The organism is Sphingomonas sp. LT1P40 (genome assembly GCF_036663835.1).
Lineage (GTDB): Bacteria > Pseudomonadota > Alphaproteobacteria > Sphingomonadales > Sphingomonadaceae > Sphingomonas.
In genome coordinates, this window is the sequence record NZ_JAXOJT010000001.1 from 194,525 (window position 1) to 211,464 (window position 16,940).

Here is a 16,940-nt window from a genome sequence, read left to right on the forward strand (position 1 = left end):
CAAAGCGCAAACCGACATGACCAACCCTCTCAGCTTCCAGCGCATGATCCTGAAGCTCCATGATTACTGGAGCGAACGCGGCTGCCTGATCCTGCAACCCTATGACATGCGCATGGGGGCAGGCACCTTCCACACCGCGACGACCTTGCGCGCACTTGGCCCGGACCCGTGGAACGCCGCCTTCGTCCAGCCCTGCCGCCGCCCGACCGATGGCCGCTATGGCGAGAACCCCAACCGGCTTCAGCATTACTACCAGTATCAGGTGATCCTGAAGCCCAGCCCGCCGGACCTGCAGGAGGCGTATCTGGGGTCGCTCGCCGCGATCGGCATCGACTTCACCAAGCACGACATCCGCTTCGTCGAGGATGACTGGGAATCCCCTACGCTGGGTGCCTGGGGTCTTGGCTGGGAAGTGTGGTGCGACGGCATGGAAGTCACCCAATTCACCTATTTCCAGCAGATGGGCGGCTTCGACTGCAAGCCGGTGTCGGGCGAGCTGACCTACGGCCTCGAACGCCTGGCGATGTACATCCAGAACAAGGACAGCGTGTACGACCTGGCGTTCAACGACGCGCAGGGCGACAAACCGGCCTTCACCTATGGCGACGTGTTTCTCGAGAACGAGAAACAGATGTCGAAGTGGAATTTCGAGGTCGCCGATACCGACACGCTGTTCGACGCCTTCAAAAAGGCTGCGGCGGAGTGCGAGAACTGCCTGACCAACGACCTGCCGATCCCGGCCTATGAACAGGCGATCGAGGCCAGCCACATCTTCAACCTGCTCCAGGCCCGCGGCGTGATCTCGGTTGCTGAACGCCAGGCCTATATCGGCCGCGTCCGCGATCTGGCGAAGGGTTCATGCGCGGCGTGGATGACGAAGAACGGGTGGGCGGCGTGATGGCTCTTAACAAGAAGACCCTCACCCAACCCTCTCCCGCGAAGGCGGGAGAGGGCTATCGATGCGCTCAACGCTCTGCGCTCCCTCGCCCGCTCTTCGCGGGAGAGGGCCGGGGTGAGGGCCTTCTTTTTCTGTCATTTGGCCACCCAGCATGACCGACTTCCTCCTCGAACTCCGCTCCGAAGAAATCCCCGCGCGCATGCAGGATCGCGCGAGGGAAGACCTTGCCAAACTGTTCGCCGCCGAACTCAAAGCCGCCGGTCTCGAGGCAACCGAGCTCGTCACCTACGCCACCCCGCGTCGGCTGACGCTCATCGCCCGCGACCTCCCCGAACAGACCGCCGCCGTCAGCGAAGAACTAAAAGGCCCCCCCGCCGACGCCCCCGACGCCGCCATCGACGGCTTCCTGCGCAAGGCTGGGTTGACCCGCGACGTGCTGGAAACCCGCGACGTCAAGGGCCGCGCGACCCTGTTCGCCGTCATCGACAAACCCGGCCGCGCCACGGCGCAAGTGCTGGCTGACGCCATCCCCGCCATCATCCGCGCCTTCCCCTGGCCCAAATCGATGCGCTGGGGCGACGCGTCGCTCAGCACCGAAAGCCAGCGCTGGGTCCGTCCGCTGCAAGGCATCGTCGCACTGTTTGGCGACGACGTCGTCCCGTGCGAAGTCGCTGGCGTGCAGTCCGGCGCGGCCACCGTCGGCCACCGCTTCCACCATCCCGGCATCATCACCATCGGCAGCGCATCCGACTATGTCGAGAAACTGCGCGCCTGCCACGTCATCGTCGACCAGAACGAACGCCGCGTCACCATCGCGCTCGGCGCGAAGATGGCCGCGAACAAGGCCGGCCTGACGCTGATCGAGGATGAGGCTCTGGTCTCCGAAAACGCCGGCCTCACCGAATGGCCGGTGCCCCTGCTCGGCCGCTTCGACGAAGCCTTCCTCGACGTCCCGCCCGAAGTGATCCAGCTGACGGCGCGCGTGAACCAGAAATATTTCGTCTGCAACGATGCAACCGGCAAGCTCGCCAACGCCTTCGTCTGCACCGCCAATATCGAAGCATCGGACGACGGCGCAAAGATCGTCGAGGGCAACCAGAAAGTCCTCGCCGCCCGCCTCAGCGACGCCCGCTTCTTCTACGAAACAGACCTCAAGACGAAGCTCGACGACCTCCGCCCAAAACTCGAAAAGATCGTCTTCCACGAAAAACTCGGCACCGTCGCCGACAAGGTCGATCGCGTCGCCAAACTGGCCCGCTGGCTAGTGGAAGAGGGCATCGTGAAGGGCGCAGACGCGGAGCAAGCCGAACGCGCCGCCCGCCTCGCCAAGGCTGACCTCGTCACCGGCATGGTCGGCGAATTCCCCGAGCTACAGGGCCTGATGGGCGGCTATTACGCCGCCGCCCAAGGCGAAGACCCCGCCGTCGCCGCCGCCATCCGCGACCACTACAAGCCGGTCGGGCAGGGCGACGACGTCCCCACCGCGCCGATCACGGTAGCGGTGTCGTTGGCGGATAAGCTGGATACATTGTTTGCGTTCTTTGCGATCGGCCAAGCACCAACCGGTTCGCGCGATCCTTTTGCCCTTAGAAGAGCGGCGATTGGCATCATTGCGCTGTTGGTAAAGAACGATCTTCGGATGCCCTACTTTAAGGTCATGTTCCCTGTAATTGAGGGGCTAGGCGCGTCTATGGGGCGCGCGAGGTCTCAAGAAATTGCTCGTGCGCTCGGGGACTTGGGTGCTCACCGGTATCTTGGGTTAGAGTTTGCCAAACGTCAGTATGATGAGGCGATCAGGCGGCAAAACCCTGATGAGAATGCCGAGATTGAAGCATTGTATGCAGCGGTGATGGAAACGCCTCAGAAAGTCTCCGATTTTCTGTCCGACCGCCTCAAAGTCCAGCAACGCGAAGCCGGGGTCCGCCACGACCTGATCGACGCCGTCTTCGCACTGGGTGGTGAGGACGATCTCGTTCGCCTGCTCGCCCGCGTCCACGCGCTCCAGTCCTTCGTTACGACCGAGGATGGCCGCAACCTCCTCGCCGGCTACAAACGCGCCGCGAACATCCTGAAGAAGGAGGGTTACGCCGTCGCCTCCAACGCCGTCACCCCAGCGAAAGCTGGGGTCTCTGACGATGGCGGGGTGCAAGAGCCGCACGAGACCCCTGCTTTCGCAGGGGTGACGATTCCACTTTCCTACACGCCCGAAATCCAGGAAACTGCCCTCATCACCGCCCTCGACACCGCCGAGCCAAAAGCCACGGCAGCGATCGAGGCCGAGGATTTCGAAGGCGCGATGGCGGCCCTTGCCAGCCTCCGCGCCCCGATCGATGCGTTCTTTGAAACCGTGATCGTCAACGACACCGACGCGGCGAAGCGCGAAGCCCGCCTCGCGCTCCTCGCCCGCATGCGCGACGCGGTGCTGAAAGTGGCCGATTTCTCGAAGATCGAGGGCTGATCTTCTTCTTACCCTCTCCCGCTTTCGCGGGAGAGGGAGGGACCCGCGAAGCGGGAGGGTGAGGGTCTTCTTCTTCGACCGGCCCAAGAAGAAGACCCTCACCCAACCCTCTCCCGTAAAGAACGGGAGAGGGCTAAATACACCGTAACCTTTGAGACTTTCCACCTGTCAACTTCGCCGCCAAAACCCCGTCAAAACGTCAAGTCTGTCAACCGCCACCCCCATCTTGCCCAACCCCAAGCAAATCTAACCGCTGACAGCGCTGGACAGCCCCTTCCCCCGCCTTCGCACCTGCGGTAGGCCGCGCCGAGCGCGTGGGGAGCGCGGGACGGAAGGGGTTTGAATGACTCGTTATGTGTACCGCTTTGGTGGCGACGTTTCCGATGGTGGTCAGGGTGACAAGAACTTGCTGGGGGGCAAGGGCGCGAACCTCGATGGCATGGCCGGGATCGGCCTGCCGGTGCCACCGGGCTTCACCATCAGCACCCCGGTCTGCGCGCTCTATTACGAAAATGGCGGCAGCTTCCCCGACAGCCTGAAGGCCGAAGTCGCCAACGGCATCGCCCATATCGAGGGGATCACCGCCAAGAAATTCGGCGTCGCCGCTGATCCGCTGCTCGTGTCGGTCCGCTCCGGTGCTCGCGCCTCGATGCCCGGCATGATGGACACCGTCCTCAACCTCGGCCTCAACGACGACACCGTCGTTGGTCTGGCGGACATCAGCGGCGACGCCCGCTTCGCCTGGGACAGCTATCGCCGCTTCATCCAGATGTATTCCGACGTCGTCCTCGAACTCGACCATGGCCGGTTCGAGGAAGCGCTTGAGATCGCCAAGGAAGACAATGGCTATAATCTCGACACCGACCTGACCGCCGCCGACTGGCAAAAGCTGGTCGAGGAGTACAAGGCGATCGTCGTCGAACTATGGGGCAAGCCCTTCCCGCAGGACGTCCATGACCAGCTCTGGGGCGCAGTCGGCGCGGTGTTCGGATCGTGGCAGTCGGAGCGCGCGAAAGTCTATCGCCGCCTCAACGACATCCCCGCCGACTGGGGCACCGCTGTCAACGTCCAGGCGATGGTCTTCGGCAATATGGGCGAAACCAGCGCCACCGGCGTCGCCTTCACCCGCGACCCCGCGACCGGCGAGAACGCGTACTATGGCGAATTCCTGATCAACGCCCAGGGTGAGGACGTCGTCGCCGGCATCCGCACCCCGCAATATCTGACGCTGGCAGCGCGGGAGCGGGCTGGGGCCAAGCCCGCCTCGATGGAAGAGGCGATGCCGGCGGTGTATGCCCAGCTCGCCGCCGTCTTCGTGACGCTCGAAACCCATTACCGCGACATGCAGGACATCGAGTTCACGGTGGAGCGCGGCAAACTCTGGATGCTTCAGACCCGGTCGGGCAAGCGCACCGCCAAGGCCGCGTTGAAGATCGCCGTCGACATGGCCGAGGAAGGGCTGATCACGCAGGAGGAAGCGATCGCCCGCGTCGACCCCGCCGCGCTTGATCAGTTGCTCCACCCGACGCTCGACCCATCCGCGCCGCGCGACGTGCTGACCAAGGGGCTGCCCGCATCGCCGGGTGCCGCCTCCGGCTTCGTCGTGTTCGACAGCGACACGGCGGAAAAGCGCGCAGCGGCAGGCGACTCAGTCATCCTCGTCCGCGTCGAAACGTCGCCTGAGGATATCCACGGCATGCACGCCGCCCGCGGCATCCTCACGGCACGCGGCGGCATGACCAGCCACGCCGCCGTGGTCGCGCGCGGCATGGGTCGCCCCTGCGTCTCCGGCGCAGGCACGCTCTCGATCAAGGCAGCCGAAGGCGTCATGCGCGTCGGTCAGCGCGAGGTGAAGGAGGGTGACCTGATCACCATCGACGGCTCGACCGGAGAGGTGATGATCGGCGAAGTCCCGACGATCCAGCCCGAACTGGCCGGCGATTTCGGCACGCTTATGGTGTGGGCCGATAAGGTCCGCCGCCTGAAGGTACGCACCAACGCCGAAACTCCGCTCGACTGCCGCACCGCCCGCGAATTCGGGGCGGAGGGCATTGGCCTGTGCCGCACCGAACATATGTTCTTCGACGCCGCCCGCATCACCGCCGTCCGCCAGATGATCCTGGCCGATAGCGAGGCGGGTCGCCGCGAAGCGCTGGACAAATTGCTCCCCGAACAGCGCGCCGACTTCACCGAGATTTTCGAGGTGATGGCCGGGCTGCCCTGTACCATCCGCCTGCTCGATCCGCCGCTGCACGAATTCCTGCCGCATGAGGAGAGCGAGTTCGAGGAAGTGGCCAAGGCCGCCGGTCTCGACGTCGAAACGCTCCGCCGCCGCGCCGCCGAACTGCATGAGTTCAACCCGATGCTGGGCCATCGCGGTTGCCGTCTGGGCGTCACCTACCCCGAAATCTACGAGATGCAGGCCCGCGCCATCTTCGAGGCTGCGTGCGACGTCGCCGAGAAGTCCGGCGCCGCGCCAGTGCCCGAGGTAATGATCCCGCTCGTCGCCACCCGCCGCGAGTTGGAACTGATGAAGATCGTGGTCGACAAGGCGGCACAGGCGGTCTTCGCCGAAAAGGGCCGCACGATCGAATATCTCGTCGGCACGATGATCGAACTGCCGCGTGCCGCACTGCGCGCCGGGGACATTGCCGAAGTCGGCGAATTCTTCAGCTTCGGCACCAACGATCTGACGCAAACCACGCTGGGCGTCAGCCGCGACGATGCCGGACGCTTTCTGACCACCTATGTCGAAAAGGGCATCTACGCCCGCGACCCGTTCGTCAGCATCGACGTTGAAGGGGTCGGTGAACTCATCAGCATCGCCGCCGAACGCGGTCGCGCGACCCGCCCCAATATCAAATTAGGCATCTGCGGTGAGCATGGCGGCGACCCCGCCTCGATCGATTTCTGTGAGACGATCGGCCTCGACTACGTCAGCGCCTCGCCATACCGTGTCCCGATCGCGCGTCTGGCGGCGGCGCAAGCGGCGTTGAAGGCGAAGTGATCGGCATGGCGGCGCTGGCGATTGCCGTCGCCGCCATGCCGCAACGCCCGATGAAACCGGTCGAACGCCTCAATGCCGACTTACTGGCGGCCAGCACCGCGACGGCGACGCTGGAAAAATGGTGCGGCGAGCGGCGGCTCGCCGATCCGGCACGCGTTCGTGCGGCAGTGGATCGCTCGCCCGCGCCCAAGCCGTCGGCGGCGATCCGCTATCGTTTGAAGGTTTCCGCGAGCGAACCGCTGGCCTTTCGCCGCGTCCATCTGATGTGCGGCACGCATATCCTGTCGGTGGCGACCAACTGGTACGTCCCCGCCCGGCTCACGCCGGAAATGAACGCCGCGCTAGCCAATGGCGACGCACCGTTCGGTCGCGTCATCCTGCCACTATCGCCCAGCCGCCAGACGCTGTCCGCGCGCATCTCATCCAATGGCAGCACGATCCTGCGCCACCGCGCGATGGTCCTCGACAGCGGGGGGCACCCGCTGGCCGAGGTCACCGAAAACTATCAGCGCGTACTGGTCAGTAACGACTAACTTTCCGCCCGCACATGCGGCGGCAGCCATTCGTGGCTCCGCTGCACCGGGCGCGCTTCCGACTGCGCTATAACGGGTGCCGGGGCGGGCGGCGCGGGAGCTGGCGCAACCGGCGCAGTTTCAGGCGCTGGTGCCGCAACTGCGGGCGCGGCGGGCGCGGGCGCTGGGTCCTGAAACGATGGGTCAGTCTCCGCTGCCTTCACCTCCTCCTGCACGGGGGCAGGGGCGGTGGGATAGGCAGGCGCGTCGGGCGCGATCGGCTGGGGTTGCGGTTGCGGTGCCGGTTCCGGCGTTCCCATCGCCAGCGGCGGCGGAGTCGGGCCTTCGGGGATCCAGTTCTTCGTCGCTTCGGGCTCGGGCGGCGGCGCTGGTTCGTCCTTCGTATCGCGGTTGAGCCATGTCGCCGCAACTGCACCGGCCCCGGCGGCAGCCGCCAGCGGCAGGAACGATGTTCCACGGGAATCCTCGGATTTTTCCTTAACAGGCTCCGGGGGGTTTTCGGCAATCGGTTCAGGTGAGGGCTCGGATGACGCGACGGTGGGCGCGGTATCGCGCGCAGCTTCCAGCTCCTTTACGCGCCGCTCTAGCCGCTCGGCTTCCTCACGCCAAGCAGCAGAGGATTCCTCCTCCTCCTGCAACAGACGCTTCCACTTCTTGCCACCCGAACTGCTCGCCAGGCCGAATAACCAACCCGCGAACAGCGTGATGCCCAGCGCCACCCATTCGGTGGGCGTGTTGAACAACATTGCAGAGTCTCCCCGTTTCGTCCCTGAAACAGGTTAACCAAAGCTTCGCTGAGAAGCCAGTCGTCGAATTGCGTGGTTTGCGGCGTCAGCCGCTCAGCAGCGCATCGTTGATCGAGCATGCCGCCGGGCCAAGGATCACGACGAACAGCACCGGAAGAATGAACAAAATCAGCGGCACGGTCATGATCGCGGGCAGGCGTGCGGCCTTTTCCTCGGCGCGCATCATGCGTTCGTTGCGGAATTCGGCGGAGAGGACGCGCAGCGCGGACGCGAGTGGGGTACCGTATTTCTCCGTCTGAATCATGGTGGTGACCACGCCGCGAACTGAATCGAGGTCGATTCGCATCGCCATATTCTCAAACGCGTGCCGCCTGTCAGTCAGGAACCCAAGCTCGATCGCCGCGAGCGAGAATTCCTCGCCCAGCTCGGGATAAGCCTTGCCCAGTTCCTTCGACACGCGGCCAAAAGCGGCATCGACCGTGAGTCCCGCTTCGGCACAGATCACCAGCAGGTCGAGCGCGTCCGGAATCCCCTTGCGAATCGCCGAGCTGCGCTTCGAGATCTTGTTCTTCAGATAGATATCCGGCGCTTTATAGCTCAGGATGAACGTACCGGCGACTAGGCCATAGGCCTTGAGCGGGGTCCAGTCGGAAAACATTTCGGTGCCATAGACCAGGAACAGCATCGTCCCGCCGACGAAGATTGGCAGCATCAGTCGCCCGAAAATCACCGCAAAGGCATAGTCCTTTGACCGCACACCGGCCTGGAGCAATTTGATCTGCGTCGCCTTGACCTGCGAATCCTGCAGCATCTTGAGCGATGAGAGGAAATTGCGGATGCGGTCGGTCGTGTCGTTCTGCCGCACCAGCTTTGCGCGGCGCTTGCTGGTCGATGCGGTGATGCCCGCTTTCAGTTGCTCGCGGCGTTCGTTCAGCGCCTTGACGCGCTTCGCCATCGGATCGCGCACCGACGTCGCGGCATAGATCGCCAGCAACACGCAAAATGCCGCCACGCCGGCGAGCAGGGTCGCCACATAGAGGACATCGACGCCAAGCAGGGTGGGGCCATCGGGATTGCTTAGCATCGCATCAAATCTCGAAATTGATCATTTTGGCCATGATGAACGCACCGAGCCCCATCCAGATGATGCCGCCGCCACCGACCAGCATCAGCCGCTGATCGACGAAGAAGTTCTGCATATAGCTGTCGTTGATCATCCAGATCATGCCAAACACGATAAACGGCAGCGCGCCGATGATATAGGCCGACGCCTTGGATTCGGACGACATCGCCTTGATCTTCAGCTTCATCTGGCTGCGCTTGCGCAATACTTCGGCCAGATTGGCGAGCGTCTCGGCCAGATTGCCGCCGGTCTCGCGCTGGATTGCGATGGTGATGGTGAAGAACTGGAATTCTGGCGTGCCCAGCCGGTCGGCGGTTTCCTGCAAAGCCTGATCGAGGGTGCGGCCGATCTTCATCTTGTCCGAAATCGCGCGAAACTCCTCACCCACCGGCCCATCGACTTCGGCACCGACGACCCCAATCGTCTCGGTAATGGGCAGACCCGAACGAAGGCCGCGGACCAGCAGTTCGATGGCATCGGGGAACTTTGCAGTGAATTTGGCGACGCGGCGATTGATGAAATAGCCGACCATGAAGTGTGGCAGGCCGGCACCGATGATGATGCCGACAAGCAACGCCAGCAATATCGGCAATCCGCGCAGTGCGAGCAAACCGGTGATGACCACGACCAGACCCAGCGACACCAGGCCGTATTTCCCCACAGTCCAGTTCTTCCCGGTCATCGCCAGCCGCTTGCGCAGCTGGGCCGGGTTGGGAAGGATGCGGGCGGCGGCCCGGTCCATATTGGTCGCGCGGCTGGTCGAGATGCGGCGCATCTGGGCCTCAACCGCGCCGGTGCCGATCACGCCGACATGCCGGTCGCGCAACGACGTGAGCCGCCGCGCACCCGCCGCCTTTGCCGAAGGACCGGCAAAGGCGAGGATGAGCAGCGACAGCACCATGAAGGTGCCCCCCGCCATCAGCATCATCGGCAGCATATCCATGCCCTGTTACGACTCCGAACCTGAAAAACCGGGCTAACCGGCAGTGCTTACGATTTGCTCTTCTTCGGCAGTTTCATCGAGAATCCGGAAAGCCTGCCGAGCAGCGACCCGCCTTTTGCGGATGCGACCTTGGCCTTTTCCTTGCGCCCTTCCTCACCGGCGTCGGTCAGCGCGACGACCTTCTCCGCGATCTCCGCCAGCGGCGCGAGCGCCTTGACGGTCTTGCCCGCCTCGGCGAGCGGCTTGCCCAGCTTTGCCGCTTGCACCGCGCTCTTCGACTCGAACGGAATGAGATAATCGATGCGCCGTTCGATCGAGCCCTCGAAATCCTTGCGGCTGATCTCCAGCTGTGCGGATGGCTGCACCTTGTTGGCGACGACGATCATCTGGGTATGCGGCGCGTTCGACTTGAACCAGCTGAGGATGCGGATCGCGTCGCGCGCCGCCGCCAGCGTCAGTTCGGTCACCAGCACCGCCACCTGAACATCGGTTATGAGATGCGGGTAATTGACCAGCATCGTGCGCGGCAGATCGACCACGGTACATTCAAATGCGCCGCGAATCTCCTCCTGCAACTGATAGAATGCCGCACCGTCGGTCATCACCGGCGAGTTGATCGGCGCTTCGGCCGACAGCACCGCCAGCTTGTCCGACGCCTTGACCATGGCGCGTTCGATGAACAATCCGTCGATCCGGCTGGGATTTTCGATCGCATCGGTCAGGCCGCGTCCCGGCTCTAGGTCGAGCGCGAGCGCGCCCGTGCCGAAATGCACGTCGAGGTCGAGCAGGGCGGTGGTGCGCCCGCCTTTCTCGCTGAGCAGCCACGCCAGCGAGGTGGCCATCGTCGATGCCCCCGCACCGCCGCGCGTGCCGATCACGGCGACCGCGCAATGCGGGCGGTCGGACGATGCTTCGGCGTGCTTGGGCGCGTTGAACACCGTCTGCGCCTGCACGAACGCTTCGCGCAGCATGTCGGGGTTGAGCGGCTTCAGCAGGTAATCCTGAATGCCGCTGGCAACGAGGTCGCGGTACAGGCGCACATCGTTGACCTGCCCCGCCGCGATCACGACCGTGCCGGGCTCGCATACTTCGGCCAGCGCGTTGATATCGTTCAGCGGATCGCCGCTTTCCGACAGATCGACAAACAGCACATTGGGGCTGGCGGAGACCGACAGCGTCTGGACCGCATTGCGCAGTCCGCCCTTGTTGACCTTTTCGGGGTTCCAGCCCTGTTCGATGGCGATCGGACGGATCGCCTCCGCCGTCGTCTCGTCGCAGACAAAGGCGACGAACGGTTCGCGGTGTGCCGCGCGCTGGGGTGTGAAGGGTGCGTTCACTGGCCGCCTCCGCCGGTGCTTTCGCTCTTCAGGCCGCCGGCACCGCTGGTCGGTGCCTTGCGCAGCGCATCGATCGCCTTGAAATTGGTCGCCGGATCGGCGGTGTCCGCACCCGGCTGACCGCGCACCAGATCCTCCGGCCGCGCGATCATTGCGGCAAGGTTGCCGTTGGTCGCGCAGCCATAATTGGCGCCGGTCACGGCGTTGAAATTGGGTTCGGCTTCGCGCGAGAAATTGGGGCAGCCCGGCACGCTGGCGCGCATCCGGCTGACGATCACGCGGATCGTGCCGGGGGCAATCGCCCCGGCGGTAACCGGCGCATTGTCGGCAACGAACAGGCCATAGCGGCTTGCCTCGGCGGAAATCTGCCCGCGCACGCCACTGCCCGACGGATCGTCGACATAGACGCGGTCGCCATAGGCCAGCCGCAGCGATGCCAGCCATCCCGCCACGCGTGCCTGTTCGCCGGGGGCGAGATAGGCACCGTCGGTGGCGGCATCGAAGACATAGTCGGTGCGCTGGACCACCGGCTGATTGACCGATTCCAGCCCGCGTTCGGCGGTGGTGCCGCCACAGGCTGTCAGCAGGCCGGCAGCGCCGGTCAGCAGCAGGATCGTGTTACGCTTCAACATCGGTGCGTGCTCCTGCGATCAATTGAAACCGAAGCCGGGGGCCGGCTGCGACGAACCCTTTTTGCGCTTGCCGTCCTTCAACGGCTGCGGCGCGGGCAGGGCAGGGGTGGCAAGCGGCTGTTGCGGCTGCGGTTGGGGCTCGGGCGAAAGCGGATTGCTCGCGCCCAGCGAGGGCGCGGCACCGGCGGGCGGTGCCATTTGCGGCGTCGGGCGCTGGCCGCCGCTTTGTCCGCTGCCCAACTGGCCCATGAACACGCGCTGCGCGTCGGTCGGGGCCAGATAGCCGTCGGTCGGCAGCTTGATCTCGTTCGCGTTGACCGGCTTCACCAGATACGGGGTAATGACGATCACCAGCTCGGTCTCGCTGCGACGGAACCCGTTCGAGCGAAACAGCGCGCCGAGTATCGGGATGTCGCCCAGGCCCGGTGCCTTGTCGATATTATTGTCGTTGGTGTTCTGCATCAGCCCGCCGATCATCAGGCTCTGGCCCGATCCCAGCTCGACCGTCGTCTCCGCCCGGCGCGTGGTCAGCGCGGGCACCTGCGTGCCGCCGATCGTCACCGCACCCGCCGCCGACAGCTGCGACACTTCGGGGCGGACGCGCAGCGAGATGCGGCCGTCCGACAGCACCGTGGGCGTATAAGCAAGGCTGACGCCATATTGCTTGTATTCGACCGATACCGCGCCCAGCCCCTGGCTGACCGGGATCGGGATTTCGCCGCCCGCGAGGAACGATCCGGTTTCACCCGACAGCGCGGTCAGGTTCGGGTTGGCGAGGGTGGAAACCTGACCCAGCTGTTCGCCCAGATCGAGCGAGCCGAGCAGGTCGAGGCCAAGCAGCTTGCCCGCGCCGAACAGCGATGCACCCAGCGCACCCTTGGTCACCGCAGTCGTGCCCGCGCTGCCCTCAACGCCGGTGCCGAGCGGGCCGCCGGGGGTATATTGCGAGAAGAACTGGCGACCCTGACCGATGCCGAACTTGAAGCCGCCGGTTGAATCCGCCGACGCCAGATTGACGCCGATATTCTTGGAGAAGCTGCGGCTGACCTCGGCGATGCGCACCTGCAGATTGACCTGCAGCGGCGTCGCGGTCTTGAGCCGCGACAGGATCTTGATGTCGGTACCGACGAACGCCTGTGCCAGCCGTTCGGCCTCTGCTGCGTCGTTCGGAGCGAGGACGGTGCCGGTCAGCAGGACGAAGCCGTTCATGGGCGTCGCGGTGATGTCCGCCTCCGGCATGGCGGTTTCCAGCATTGACTGGACCGTGTCGAAATTATTGCCGATGCGAACCGTCGCCGAATAGATGACCTTGCCGGCCTTGGTGGTGGCATAGACCGTCGTCTCGCCGCTCTTCTTGCCGAACACCCACAATTGCGTCGGCGAGCGGACCTGAACGTCGGCGATCGCCGAATCGGCCACGAAAATGTCGGACATCGGCGCGTTAAGCGTGATGAGACGCCCGCGACCGGTGGCGATCTGGACCAGCCCGCGCGGCGCGGCGTGAACCGTCTGCGCGACCGCCGACACCGTTGGCACGGTGGTGGTCATCCCGACCACTGCGGCCAGCGCCAGCGACGCGCCTAACTTCCCCCTGAGACGCATGTCAGTTCTTTCCCCCAACCGGAACAACAGTCACGGCATTGCCTCTTGAAATCTTGACGATCGGCCCTTCCGGAATGACGATCCCGCCCGGAGTGCCACCGTCCACACGCACTTCGGCTTTCGGCTTGGCCGGGACGGTGCTGCGCTGAAAGCGCGAGACATCGGCCCCGGTGGTCAGCGTCGATCCGCCTTCGATCGGCCGCGATGCGACGCGGGCGAGCATGGCCTTTTCCGCCTTGGGATCGGTACCGTCTGGCACGGACACTTCGCCCGCCGCGATGGCCTGTTCGAGTTCGCCCTGATTGTCGGCGATCGAACGCAGCGATAGCGACAGCGAACCTAGCGTCTGCGCGACCGCGATCTTCTCCGCGATACGCGGCGTCGCTTCGACCGTGACCGTCGAATAAGTGGAGACGACGGTGTTGCCCGCCTCGTCCTGTTGCTTGTCGGTCCGCTGATCGGTGGCGAGCACGCGCATGTTGCGCAGCACCGTCTCCGACGCCTTGAGCGGTGGGCCATCGCCGCCCCCGGCGACCGACTGGGTGAGAATCAGATCGACCCGGTCGCCCGGGAAAACAAAGCCGGCAACCGCGCTCTGGGCGGAAACCGGAACGGTCACCGCGCGCATGCCTGCACCGAGTGCGGCGGCAAGGAAGCCGCGGTCACCGGGCTTGACCAGCGCGCCCTGCGAGATCGGCTGTCCGGCGGAAATCGGGAAGCGGACGACCGTACCCTGAAGCGATTTCAGGTCGGTGCCTTCGCGCTTGAAATAGGCCCCTTCGACCATTTCCTGTGGCCAGGGGATGAACTTCAGTGATTCGGGGCCGAGGATCGTGCCGACCGGCAACGCCTTGGTCGCCACCAGCACTTCGACGCCCGTGACCGCCGCCGGACCGCCCGGAACGGGGGCCGCATCGGCGACGGGTGCGGAGCTGCCGACCATCAGCGTGCGCGCCATGAACGCGGTGATCGCCGCGACGAAGAGCGCGCCGACCAGCAGAATGATCTTCCGTCCATCCATGACTTCACAGGCCTTTCAAGTCTTCCGACCGGGTTTCACCGGCGTTAAGTATTCACGTGAACTGGTTAAGAATGGGTTCGCGCAGTGTGAGCAGCGCGGCGATGGCAATGGCGATGCCATATGGAATCTCGGGCTGCGCGCTTTGCCGCCGCCACCATTTGTCGATCAGCATCAGCAGCGTGATCGCCCCGCCCGCCAGCGACATGATGACCAGCATCGTCATCAGCGGCTGAAACGGAAACCACAAAGCCAGCGCGCCGATCATCTTGACGTCGCCGCCGCCCATCATGCCAAAGTGGAAAGCCCCGGCGAAAACCGCGAAAACCAGCAATGCGATACCGATCTGGAGCGCGATCTCCGGCCATAGCGACAGACCGCCCGCGATCCAGAACGGCACCGCCAGCAGGGCGATGGCGGCGTTCTTCCAATTAGCGATCTCACGGATTCGCGCGTCCTCGATCCCGGCCGAAACCAGGATCAGGCCCAGCAGGACCAGCAACAGCACAGAAACTATCGCCCCCATAATCAGCAAATGCCTAGACGTGGAGCCTTTCCAAAACGTAACCACCCCAAATGGCCTCTTCACCATTCGCCCCTTCACCCTTCGATCGCCGTGCCGTTCCTGCGGGCGCACAAGTCACGTCATGGACCGCGCGTGACGGCTGGGACCTGCGCTGCTTCGCGTGGCCGGTCGACGGCACCGCGCGGGGTTCGATCCTGTTTCAGGGCGGGCGCGGCGACGTGTTCGAGAAATATTTCGAGGCGTTCGATCACTGGCACGGTCGCGGCTGGACGATCACTGCGTTCGACTGGCGCGGACAGGGCGGGTCGGGGCGGCTGACCGAGGCCAGAAATTGCGGCCATATCGAAGATTTCGCGCAATATACCGCCGATTTCCGGGATTTCGTGCGCGATTGGCAGGCGGCGACGCCGGGGCCGCATGTCATCATCGGTCACTCGATGGGCGGGCATCTGGTGCTGCGCGGGCTGGCCGAGGGGGTGCGGCCCGATGCGGCGGTGCTGATCGCGCCGATGCTGGGGCTGAAATCGCCATTCGGTGCGGCGCTGGGCGAGCGGTTTGCGCGGATATTGGGCGGCGTCGGCGATTCGTCGCGGCCGGCGTGGAAAGGGAATGAAAAGCCCTACACCACCGACACCCGCGAATCGCTGCTGACTCACGACAACGACCGTTATCAGGACGAATTATGGTGGCAGCAGGCGAATCCCGAGACGGTGACCGGTCCGCCGAGCTGGAAATGGCTGATCGAAGCATTCCGCTCGACCCGGGAGTTGCGCGCCAATCCCGCGCTCAAGACATTGAACGTGCCGATCCTCGCGCTGATCGCCGAGGCTGACGGGCTGGTCGATGCCAAGGCGGCGATTGCGACCGTGGGCAAGCTGCCCGATGCGCGGATCGTCCGCTTCGGCCAGGGGAGCGCACACGAAATCCTGCGTGAGGCGGACAAGGTGCGCAATCGCGCGATCGGTGAGATCGACCTGTTCCTGCAGGCGCGGCTGGGACGGTGAGCACGCGCTACGACGTTGCGATCATCGGCGCGGGGATTGCGGGCGCGAGCCTGGCTGCCGAGATCGCGGCCCATGCTAGCGTGGTGATGCTGGAGGCGGAGGATCAGCCCGGCTATCATTCGACCGGGCGCTCGGCCGCGTTCTGGTCAGAAACCTATGGCGGGCCGAACATTCAGCCGCTGGCAAGCGCATCGGGACCCTATCTGCGCAATCCGCCGGCGAAACTGGGGGGCGAAAGCTTCCTCTCGCCGCGCGGCGAATTGTTCATTGCGACGCGCACGGATCGGCATGTGCTGGACGGCTTTGTCGATCAATTCGCGGCGGCGGGGGTGGTGCTGGCCGATGTCGATCCTGCTGCGCACTGCCCCGGCATCCGGCCCGAATGGACCGAGGCGCTGTACGATCCGACCTGTTCGGATATCGACGTGGCGCGGTTGCACGCCGCCTATCTTGCGGCAGCGCGGCGGGCGGGGGCTGTGCTGGTGTGTTCGGCGGCGGTGACGGCGGCGGCGCGGACGGATCGCTGGCGGATCGAGACCAAGGCTGGGCCGTTCGAGGCGGACATATTGGTCAACGCGGCGGGGGCATGGGCCGATCCGGTCGCGGCGCTGGCCGGGGTTGCGCCGATCGGGGTGAAGCCGCTGCGGCGCACGATGGTGCAGCTGCGCGTCGATCCACCTGCGCCGATGACGCTGCCTTTGGTCCGCGATGCGCGTGACCGCTTCTATTTCAAGCCGGAAGCGGGCGGCCGCATCTGGCTGTCGCCGCATGACGAGATTCCGACCGCACCGTGCGACGCCGCGCCGGAGGAGATCGACGTCGCCATCGCCATTGATAAGCTAGGCACCGCGGTCGACTGGCGCGTGCAGGCGGTCGAACGCAAATGGGCTGGCCTCCGAACCTTCGCGCCCGACCGCAAGCCGGTCTATGGCTTCGACCCCATCGCGCGCGGCTTCTTCTGGTGTGCGGGGCAAGGCGGGTTCGGCATCCAGACATCGCCGGTCGCGTCGAAGCTGGCGGCGGCGATGCTGTTGGGCACGCCGGTCGATCCGCTGGCCGCGCATATCGACCCCGACAAATATTCGATCCGCCGATTCCGCAACTAGACGCGTT

At 64.8% G+C, this 16,940-nt stretch carries 14 protein-coding genes; 6 read left to right on the forward strand and 8 right to left on the reverse strand.

Features of this window, described 5'->3' with window-relative positions; translation table 11 throughout:
- Nucleotides 1-16: 16 nt before the first annotated feature.
- The 4 genes from U1702_RS00995 (at nucleotide 17) to U1702_RS01010 (ending at nucleotide 6,896) form a co-directional block, all read left to right on the forward strand.
- Nucleotides 17-898, forward strand: a complete 882-nt coding sequence (locus tag U1702_RS00995) for a glycine--tRNA ligase subunit alpha (RefSeq protein WP_332721379.1) — start codon at nucleotides 17-19, stop codon at nucleotides 896-898.
- Between the two features lie 151 nt (nucleotides 899-1,049).
- Nucleotides 1,050-3,356 carry a glycine--tRNA ligase subunit beta gene (glyS, locus tag U1702_RS01000; RefSeq protein ID WP_332721380.1) on the forward strand — a complete coding sequence of 769 codons (2,307 nt, stop codon included), beginning with the start codon at nucleotides 1,050-1,052 and terminating at the stop codon, nucleotides 3,354-3,356.
- 343 nt (nucleotides 3,357-3,699) lie between these two features.
- Complete coding sequence (gene ppdK, locus U1702_RS01005) at nucleotides 3,700-6,363, forward strand: pyruvate, phosphate dikinase (RefSeq protein WP_332721381.1); 2,664 nt, start codon at nucleotides 3,700-3,702, stop codon at nucleotides 6,361-6,363.
- A gap of 5 nt (nucleotides 6,364-6,368) precedes the next feature.
- Nucleotides 6,369-6,896, forward strand: a complete 528-nt coding sequence (locus tag U1702_RS01010) for a hypothetical protein (RefSeq protein WP_332724527.1) — start codon at nucleotides 6,369-6,371, stop codon at nucleotides 6,894-6,896.
- On the opposite strand, the gene U1702_RS01015 is transcribed toward U1702_RS01010, so the two are convergent.
- The 8 genes from U1702_RS01015 to U1702_RS01050 all read right to left on the reverse strand — a co-directional run bounded on the left by U1702_RS01015 (nucleotide 6,893) and on the right by U1702_RS01050 (nucleotide 14,823).
- Nucleotides 6,893-7,642, reverse strand: a complete 750-nt coding sequence (locus U1702_RS01015) for a hypothetical protein (RefSeq protein ID WP_332721382.1) — start codon at nucleotides 7,640-7,642, stop codon at nucleotides 6,893-6,895. The genes U1702_RS01010 and U1702_RS01015 overlap by 4 nt on opposite strands.
- A gap of 85 nt (nucleotides 7,643-7,727) precedes the next feature.
- The gene (locus U1702_RS01020) at nucleotides 7,728-8,726 is read right to left on the reverse strand and encodes a type II secretion system F family protein (RefSeq protein ID WP_332721383.1); all 999 of its coding nucleotides are present in this window, start codon (nucleotides 8,724-8,726) and stop codon (nucleotides 7,728-7,730) included.
- 4 nt (nucleotides 8,727-8,730) lie between these two features.
- Nucleotides 8,731-9,708: a type II secretion system F family protein gene (locus tag U1702_RS01025; RefSeq protein WP_332721384.1), complete on the reverse strand. Its 978-nt coding sequence runs from the start codon at nucleotides 9,706-9,708 to the stop codon at nucleotides 8,731-8,733.
- A gap of 47 nt (nucleotides 9,709-9,755) precedes the next feature.
- Nucleotides 9,756-11,045, reverse strand: coding sequence for a CpaE/TadZ family protein (locus tag U1702_RS01030; protein WP_332721385.1), 1,290 nt, complete (start codon nucleotides 11,043-11,045; stop codon nucleotides 9,756-9,758).
- Entirely contained in the window at nucleotides 11,042-11,677 is a 636-nt protein-coding gene (locus U1702_RS01035) for a CpaD family pilus assembly protein (RefSeq protein WP_332721386.1), read from the reverse strand. The genes U1702_RS01030 and U1702_RS01035 overlap by 4 nt, the downstream gene beginning before the upstream one ends.
- Before the next feature lie 18 nt (nucleotides 11,678-11,695).
- Nucleotides 11,696-13,279, reverse strand: coding sequence for a type II and III secretion system protein family protein (locus tag U1702_RS01040; protein WP_332721387.1), 1,584 nt, complete (start codon nucleotides 13,277-13,279; stop codon nucleotides 11,696-11,698).
- Nucleotide 13,280: 1 nt separating this feature from the next.
- Nucleotides 13,281-14,300 (reverse strand): Flp pilus assembly protein CpaB, encoded by a 1,020-nt coding sequence (gene cpaB, locus U1702_RS01045; protein WP_332721388.1) that lies wholly within the window; start codon nucleotides 14,298-14,300, stop codon nucleotides 13,281-13,283.
- A 52-nt stretch (nucleotides 14,301-14,352) separates the two neighbouring features.
- On the reverse strand, nucleotides 14,353-14,823 hold the full coding sequence (locus tag U1702_RS01050; protein ID WP_332721389.1) for an A24 family peptidase: 471 nt from the start codon (nucleotides 14,821-14,823) through the stop codon (nucleotides 14,353-14,355).
- A 50-nt stretch (nucleotides 14,824-14,873) separates the two neighbouring features.
- Between U1702_RS01050 and U1702_RS01055 the strand changes: the two genes are divergently transcribed.
- Together U1702_RS01055 and U1702_RS01060 are read left to right on the forward strand one after the other, a co-directional pair.
- On the forward strand, nucleotides 14,874-15,827 hold the full coding sequence (locus U1702_RS01055) for an alpha/beta hydrolase (protein WP_332721390.1): 954 nt from the start codon (nucleotides 14,874-14,876) through the stop codon (nucleotides 15,825-15,827).
- Nucleotides 15,824-16,933, forward strand: coding sequence for an NAD(P)/FAD-dependent oxidoreductase (locus tag U1702_RS01060; RefSeq protein WP_332721391.1), 1,110 nt, complete (start codon nucleotides 15,824-15,826; stop codon nucleotides 16,931-16,933). The genes U1702_RS01055 and U1702_RS01060 overlap by 4 nt, the downstream gene beginning before the upstream one ends.
- The last annotated feature ends 7 nt before the right edge of the window (nucleotides 16,934-16,940 follow it).

What these genes read in the sequence shown, in the direction of transcription:
- U1702_RS01020 (WP_332721383.1), bottom strand. Translation starts at nt 8,726, where the DNA reads ATGCTAAGCAATCCCGATGGCCCCACCCTGCTTGGCGTCGATGTCCTC.
- U1702_RS01035 (WP_332721386.1), bottom strand. Translation starts at nt 11,677, where the DNA reads ATGTTGAAGCGTAACACGATCCTGCTGCTGACCGGCGCTGCCGGCCTG.
- U1702_RS01055 (WP_332721390.1), top strand. Translation starts at nt 14,874, where the DNA reads ATGGCCTCTTCACCATTCGCCCCTTCACCCTTCGATCGCCGTGCCGTT.
- U1702_RS01010 (WP_332724527.1), top strand. Translation starts at nt 6,369, where the DNA reads ATGGCGGCGCTGGCGATTGCCGTCGCCGCCATGCCGCAACGCCCGATG.
- U1702_RS01015 (WP_332721382.1), bottom strand. Translation starts at nt 7,642, where the DNA reads ATGTTGTTCAACACGCCCACCGAATGGGTGGCGCTGGGCATCACGCTG.
- U1702_RS01040 (WP_332721387.1), bottom strand. Translation starts at nt 13,279, where the DNA reads ATGCGTCTCAGGGGGAAGTTAGGCGCGTCGCTGGCGCTGGCCGCAGTG.
- glyS (WP_332721380.1), top strand. Translation starts at nt 1,050, where the DNA reads ATGACCGACTTCCTCCTCGAACTCCGCTCCGAAGAAATCCCCGCGCGC.
- cpaB (WP_332721388.1), bottom strand. Translation starts at nt 14,300, where the DNA reads ATGGATGGACGGAAGATCATTCTGCTGGTCGGCGCGCTCTTCGTCGCG.
- U1702_RS00995 (WP_332721379.1), top strand. Translation starts at nt 17, where the DNA reads ATGACCAACCCTCTCAGCTTCCAGCGCATGATCCTGAAGCTCCATGAT.
- U1702_RS01050 (WP_332721389.1), bottom strand. Translation starts at nt 14,823, where the DNA reads ATGGGGGCGATAGTTTCTGTGCTGTTGCTGGTCCTGCTGGGCCTGATC.
- ppdK (WP_332721381.1), top strand. Translation starts at nt 3,700, where the DNA reads ATGACTCGTTATGTGTACCGCTTTGGTGGCGACGTTTCCGATGGTGGT.
- U1702_RS01025 (WP_332721384.1), bottom strand. Translation starts at nt 9,708, where the DNA reads ATGGATATGCTGCCGATGATGCTGATGGCGGGGGGCACCTTCATGGTG.